At 72.9% G+C, this 6,000-nt stretch carries 7 protein-coding genes; 4 read left to right on the forward strand and 3 right to left on the reverse strand.

Translation table 11 applies throughout. The features are described 5' to 3' along the window. Positions 1 to 89: 89 nt before the first annotated feature. From NBZ83_RS11270 to NBZ83_RS11280, 3 genes are all read left to right on the forward strand, one after another. Positions 90 to 287, forward strand: coding sequence for an Rv3202a family protein (locus NBZ83_RS11270; RefSeq protein ID WP_261564823.1), 198 nt, complete (start codon positions 90 to 92; stop codon positions 285 to 287). Positions 288 to 412: 125 nt separating this feature from the next. Next, entirely contained in the window at positions 413 to 1,114 is a 702-nt protein-coding gene (locus tag NBZ83_RS11275) for a TetR/AcrR family transcriptional regulator (protein ID WP_261564825.1), read from the forward strand. Between the two features lie 137 nt (positions 1,115 to 1,251). Continuing rightward, the gene (locus NBZ83_RS11280; RefSeq protein ID WP_261564826.1) at positions 1,252 to 1,476 is read left to right on the forward strand and encodes a DUF3107 domain-containing protein; all 225 of its coding nucleotides are present in this window, start codon (positions 1,252 to 1,254) and stop codon (positions 1,474 to 1,476) included. 93 nt (positions 1,477 to 1,569) lie between these two features. Here NBZ83_RS11280 and NBZ83_RS11285 read toward each other — a convergent pair whose 3' ends face one another. Beyond that, positions 1,570 to 2,259: a ferritin-like fold-containing protein gene (locus NBZ83_RS11285; protein WP_261564827.1), complete on the reverse strand. Its 690-nt coding sequence runs from the start codon at positions 2,257 to 2,259 to the stop codon at positions 1,570 to 1,572. Positions 2,260 to 2,581: 322 nt separating this feature from the next. Here NBZ83_RS11285 and NBZ83_RS11290 point away from each other — a divergent pair, with 322 nt between their 5' ends. Beyond that, positions 2,582 to 4,282 (forward strand): DEAD/DEAH box helicase, encoded by a 1,701-nt coding sequence (locus NBZ83_RS11290; RefSeq protein ID WP_261564835.1) that lies wholly within the window; start codon positions 2,582 to 2,584, stop codon positions 4,280 to 4,282. 94 nt (positions 4,283 to 4,376) lie between these two features. On the opposite strand, the gene NBZ83_RS11295 is transcribed toward NBZ83_RS11290, so the two are convergent. Together NBZ83_RS11295 and NBZ83_RS11300 are read right to left on the reverse strand one after the other, a co-directional pair. After that, positions 4,377 to 4,763 (reverse strand): hypothetical protein, encoded by a 387-nt coding sequence (locus tag NBZ83_RS11295; protein ID WP_261564836.1) that lies wholly within the window; start codon positions 4,761 to 4,763, stop codon positions 4,377 to 4,379. Further along, the gene (locus NBZ83_RS11300; RefSeq protein ID WP_261564838.1) at positions 4,760 to 5,776 is read right to left on the reverse strand and encodes a ParA family protein; all 1,017 of its coding nucleotides are present in this window, start codon (positions 5,774 to 5,776) and stop codon (positions 4,760 to 4,762) included. Before NBZ83_RS11300 ends, NBZ83_RS11295 begins: the two co-directional genes overlap by 4 nt. Positions 5,777 to 6,000: the final 224 nt, after the last annotated feature.

Here is a 6,000-nt window from a genome sequence, read left to right on the forward strand (position 1 = left end):
GGACCCGGCCTCGGGTCGAAGCCGGCCCGGGTCGAAGCCGGCACCCGCCGCGGCGGGCCGCCACACCGACGAGCGTAGGAGGACGTCCCATGGGAGTTCCCACCGATCTGCCGGCCGCCAATCTCCCCCTGGAGGCACCGGACGCCGACGCGGCCGAGCAGGCCCAGGAGGTCCGGCCGCCGGCCGGCGCGCCGCCGGTGCTCCCTGCGCCGGCCAGCGAGGCCAACGAGTTCGACGTCGTCGAGCAGAGCATCGTCGTCGAGACCGACGAGGACGAATACCGCTGAATGCGAGCACCCCCCGGCCGGCCCACCGTGCGACGGGGGCCGGCCCCGGGCCCGGTGGTCGCGTTCCCATCCCGCCGCAGCGGTGTTCGCAGGTAGGGTGACCACATCGACCAGGAGGTGCGCTGGTGACCGCCGAGCCAGCCTCGCCCGGCACACGCCCGGGGCGGACTCCCCGGCTACCCCGCACCGCCCGCCGCTTCCAGCTCCTCGGAGCCGCCCGCGAGGTCTTCGTCGCCCAGGGCTACCACGCTGCCGCGATGGACGAGATCGCCGAGCGGGCGGGTGTCAGTAAGCCGGTGCTCTACCAGCACTTTCCGGGCAAGCTGGAGCTGTACCTCGCGCTGCTCGACGAGCATGCCACCCAGCTCGTCACGAGCGTCCAGGAGGCGCTCGCCTCCACCACGGACAACCACGCGCGCATCGCGCGCTCGGTGCGCGCGTACTTCGACTTCGTCAACGACCCGTCCGGGGCCCACCAGCTCGTGCTGGAGTCCGACCTGCGCAGCGTGCCCGCGGTGCGCCAGCGCATCGAGACCGCGTTCGCCCAGTGCGTGCGTTCCATCGCGGCGACCATCGTCGCCGACACCGGGTTGACCCAGGACGAGGCGGACCTGCTCGCCGTCGGGCTGGTGGGACTCGCCGAGACGGCCTCCCGGTGGTGGTTGGTCCGCGGTGGCACCGTGGCGAAGGAGCGGGCCATCGAGTCGATGGTCGAGCTGGCCTGGCGTGGCATCGGCGGGTACCCCCGCCACGACGACCCGCACGACCCGCACCACGACCTGCACGGCCCTCGGCCCGAACACGAGGAGCCCCGTCCCGAGCAGTGAGCGCCGGGTGTGCCGGGAGCGAACACGCCATTCCTGTCCCGGTGGAGAAGTCCCGGAAGCCATAGTGTGGGCGGTGATCCAAGATCGGCGGCGCTCGTCCGCCGGGTATTAGGTCCGACGAAGGCGGAGGTCATCGGGTGGAGGTCAAGATCGGCGTGCGGCAGGTCAGCCGGGAACTGGTGCTTGAGAGCGACCAGTCCGCGGAGACCGTCGCCGAGCTGGTGGGTGAGGCGGTCAAGGCCGACAACGGCGTGCTGACCCTCACCGACGAGAAGGGTCGGCAGGTGGTGGTTCCCGTCGCCGCCCTGGCCTATGTGGAGATCGCCGCCGGCGGGCCGCGCCGCGTGGGATTCGGCGCCTGATCGAGGGCTGCTCGCAAGCTCGGCGTGCCGTGCGGCCAGTCCGCCCGGCACGCCCGGCGGCCCCCGCTCCATCGGCGCCCCCGGCGGGCGTGGTCAGGCGGACAGGCCCAGCGCCGCCATCCGGCGGCCGTGCGCGGCCATGATGCGGTTGAAGATGGCCGCCAGCGCGTCCAGGTCGCCGACCCCGACCAGCAGGCCGGTCAGCGCGTCCCGGTCCACTCCTACCCGCTGCGCCTGGGTGAGCGCCTCGCCGACCAGCCGGCGGGCCCACAGTGCGAGGCGGCCGGCGACCGTCGGGTTGGCCTCGATCGCCGCCCGCACCCGGTCGACCGCGAACGCGGCGTGGCCGGTGTCGTCAAGAACACGCAGGACGAGTTCGCGCGACGGCGAGGGTAGGCGCGTGGCGATCTCACGATAGAAGTCGGCCGCAATGTTGTCGCCGACGTATGCCTTGACCAGGCTCTCCAGCCAGTCGGCCGGGGCGGTCGAGTTGTGGAACGCGGCCAGCGGGCCGATGAACGGCGCCATCGCGTGCTCCCGGTCGACACCGAGCCGATCCAGTTCCCCGCAGATGGCCTGAAAGTGGGAGAACTCCGCGGCTGCCATGGCCGCAAGGGCGATCTTGTCGCCGAGAGTCGGGGACATCCGCGCATCGGTGGCCAACCGCTCGAAGGCGGTGAGCTCACCGTAGGCGAGCAGGCCCAGCAGGTCGACGGTCGCCTGGTCCGGCGGGACCGCCTGGTTCGGCGCAGGCGCGCCTGTCGGCGGGGAGGATGTCTGCATCACAGGCGCGATTCTGGCACCCGACGCCGTCGCTGTCGGCAAACCTCGGCCAAGGAGCCCCCACCCGCCGCCACACCAGCTATGCTAGGAAGTAGCCAGAGGTCATTATGTCACCTCGGCTGTCGCGTAGCAGGCGTCGCCTCGTCACCTGTGCACCCAGAGTAGCCACTTATGGCGCCGGGGCACATGGATTTCGGGTCGCGGGCGCCGCGCGGCTCACCGCGAGCGGGTTCAGCGTAGACACCGCTCAGAGAAGACCAGGAGCGTCCCGCTGTCCGTTACAGCCGCAGTACCCTCAGATGATCTACCCACTTCCCAGTCGGTGACCGACACGCCCGCAACACCGGCCGCGCCCACCTTCGCCGACCTCGGGGTTCGCCCTGAGACGGTCGAGGCGCTGACCGAAGCGGGCATTGTGCACGCTTTCCCCATCCAGGAGCTGACGCTTCCGCTCGCCCTGGCTCGCAACGACATCATCGGCCAGGCCCGCACCGGCACCGGTAAGACCCTCGCCTTCGGCATCCCCGTCATCCAGACGGTGCTGGCGGCGAAGGAAGGTGCCGACGGTCGGCCGCAGGCCCTCATCGTCGTGCCCACCCGGGAACTGTGCGTCCAGGTGACGTCCGACATCACCCGCGCCGGCACTCGCCGCGGCGTTCGGGTGCTGGCCGTCTACGGCGGGCGGGCTTACGAGCCGCAGCTCACGGCGCTGCGCGCCGGTGTCGACATCGTCGTCGGCACGCCGGGTCGGCTGCTCGACCTCGCCCGGCAGCGGGTGCTCGACCTCGCTGGCGTGCGCACCCTGGTGCTCGACGAGGCCGACGAGATGCTCGACCTGGGCTTCCTGCCCGACGTCGAGCGCATCATGGCGCAGCTGCCGACCGGCCGGCAGACCATGCTGTTCTCCGCCACCATGCCCGGCCCGGTCATCTCGCTGGCCCGGCGGTTCATGCAGCGGCCGGTGCACGTCCGCGCCGAACAGCCGGACGAGACCCGCACGGTGCCGACCACGCACCAGCACGTCTTCCGCGCCCACGCGCTGGACAAGATGGAGGTGCTGGCCCGCGTTCTGCAGGCGGGTGGCCGCGGGCTCGCGATGGTGTTCGTCCGCACCCGCCGCACCGCGGACAAGGTCGCCGAGGACCTGGACAAGCGCGGCTTCGCCGCCGCCGCCGTGCACGGCGACCTCGGGCAGGGCCAGCGCGAGCAGGCGCTGCGTGCGTTCCGGGCCGGCAAGGTCGACGTCCTCGTCGCCACCGACGTGGCCGCCCGTGGCATCGACATCAGCGGCGTCACCCACGTCGTGAACTACCAGTGCCCCGAGGACGAGAACGTCTACCTGCACCGGATCGGCCGGACCGGCCGCGCCGGCGAGAGCGGCGTCGCCGTCACCTTCGTCGACTGGGACGACCTGCCCCGATGGACGCTGGTGAACAAGGCGCTCGCGCTGCCGTTCGAAGGCCCGCTCGAGACGTACTCCACCTCCCCGCACCTGTTCGAGGCGCTCGGCATCCCGACGGATGCCAAGGGCACCCTCCCGCACGCCGCGCGCACCCGCGCCGGGCTCGACGCGGAGGACCTCGAGGACCTCGGCGAGTCCCGTCGCGGCGGGCGCCGTGGGACGCGGCCCGGGCGTGAGGCGGCGGTGGCGGACAACCCGCCGGCGCCGGTCCGCACCCGTAGCCGTCGCCGCACCCGCGGCGGGGGTGCCGCGGTCGCCGCGACGGGCCTGAGCATCGCCGCCGACGGCAGCGAGCAGCCCTACCCGGCCGCCACGGACCCGGATGTGGACGTCATCGTCTCCGACGACGCCGACGACGCCGTCGACTCCCTCGACACCGCGCACGTCATCTCGGCGCTGTCCCCGGAGGCGGGCGACGAGCCGGTCCGCCGCCGTCGTCGTCGCCGCGGCAACCGCGGACGCGGCTCCGGCACCGCCGGGGAGCTCACCGAGGCCGACGGCGACGCGATCAGCTCCATCGCCACGCTCGACGACGAGTCCCCGCGGGCCGAATCCGCCTGAGCGGGGCGGCGCACCACCGCTCATCGGCGTCCAACGCCGGCCCGCGTGGCCCCCTGGCCCGGCGTTGGAATGGCGGCTCCCCCGCGGGAGCTGTTCAGCTCGCCGGCCGCAAGTGCAGTCCCAGCCGCACCCAGCTCACCCGCCGGCAGGTCGGGCAGCGCAGCAACGACGGATGCCGCGGCCGCACCAGCGGCAGGTGGACGCTGGGGGTGAGGGCCCGCAGCGCCGGCCACGTGCCAAGCAGACTCGTCTGCCCGCAGCGGGAACATTCCACGCGCAGGCTCGTGTTCGGCGGGGGCGCCGGGCGCAGCCCGCTGTAAAGCACGCGCTTGCCATGCGCGTCCTGCCCTACCGACGGGCCCGACGGGATCGACGTCACCACCGGTGGTCGGGAGCCCCGCGGCCGCAGCCGGTCGAACCCGGCGGAGGCGCGCTGCTCCGCCCTCGGCGACCGCGACGGTCCGCTCGCCCCCACACTCACACGCGAGCCCCGTCCGCCCCGACCGGCACGGGTTCACCCCGAGCCGGTTCGCGTGCCACCGCTTCGAGCGTCGCCGCCTCGCGGTCTGCCTCCCCGAGCGGTGCCTCGTCAAGCGGCCCGGCCTCAAGCGGCCCGGTCACGAGCGGTCCGGCCTCAAGCGGCCCGGTCACGACGGACCCTCCCTTGGTGGTCGCCGATCCGATGCGGGTCTGCTCGACCGCGACGCCGGCGGAACCCGTATGCGCCGCGGCCTCCCCGTGCACCTCGGCGATGACCCGGGCATGCGCCCGGTAGGCCTCGGCGCCCTTGGAACGCCGCGCCGTCGACAGGATCGACCGGCCCGTGCCCGGCGCCTCCGCGAAGCGCACGGAACGGGCGATCGGCGGTGCCAGCACGGCGATGTCGTACCGCGCGGAGACGTCGGAGAGCACGGCCCGGCAGTGCGCCGTCCGCCCGTCGAACAGGGTCGGCAGGACGCCGCGGACCCCGAGGCGCGGATTCGTCAGCCGCTGCACGTCGTGCACCGTGTCGAGGAGCTGGCCGACGCCGCGATGCGACAGCGTCTCGCACTGCAGGGGCACGATCACCTCGTCGGCGGCGGTGAGCCCGTTGATGGTGAGCACACCCAGCGACGGCGGGCAGTCGATGAGCACGAAGTCGTAGGTGTCGATCACCTCGGCGAGGGCGAGCCGTAGCGCGTGCTCGCGGCCGGTCCGCGACAGCAGCACCGCCTCACAGCCGGCCAGCTCGATCGTCGCCGGCAGGAGGTCCATACCGTCGGAGGTCTTTGTGATCACGATGCCCGCGGAGAGCCGGCCGAGGAGCACATCGTGCACGGACAGCTCGAGGGTGTCGGGATCCAGGCCGAGGGAGAAGGTCAGGCACGCCTGTGGGTCGAGATCCACCAACAGGACACGGCGACCCAGCTCGCTCAGCGCGGCGCCGAGGCTGGACACGGAGGTCGTCTTGGCGACGCCACCCTTCTGGTTCGCTACCGCAAGTACGTGTGCCACAACCCAGAGTGTGTATGCGTAGTCGTGTAGTCACAACACTTGGCGTCCCGAAATCTCGACGCGCCCCGTCGCCCGCGCACCAACCGGCACAGACCGGGCAGGGGTAGCCGAGCACCGACCGGGCGAGACACGGACGTACCGTGGCCCTGCCGCGGTGTGCGGGCCGGCCTCGCCGGGTAGCGCAGCACCATCGCCCCCCGCAGCGCCCCCCTCCCGAGCCGGAC

This window comes from Frankia gtarii, assembly GCF_025403375.1.
Classification (GTDB): Bacteria; Actinomycetota; Actinomycetes; order Frankiales; family Frankiaceae; genus Frankia; species Frankia gtarii.

What these genes read in the sequence shown, in the direction of transcription:
- NBZ83_RS11270 (WP_261564823.1), top strand. Translation starts at nt 90, where the DNA reads ATGGGAGTTCCCACCGATCTGCCGGCCGCCAATCTCCCCCTGGAGGCA.
- NBZ83_RS11285 (WP_261564827.1), bottom strand. Translation starts at nt 2,259, where the DNA reads ATGCAGACATCCTCCCCGCCGACAGGCGCGCCTGCGCCGAACCAGGCG.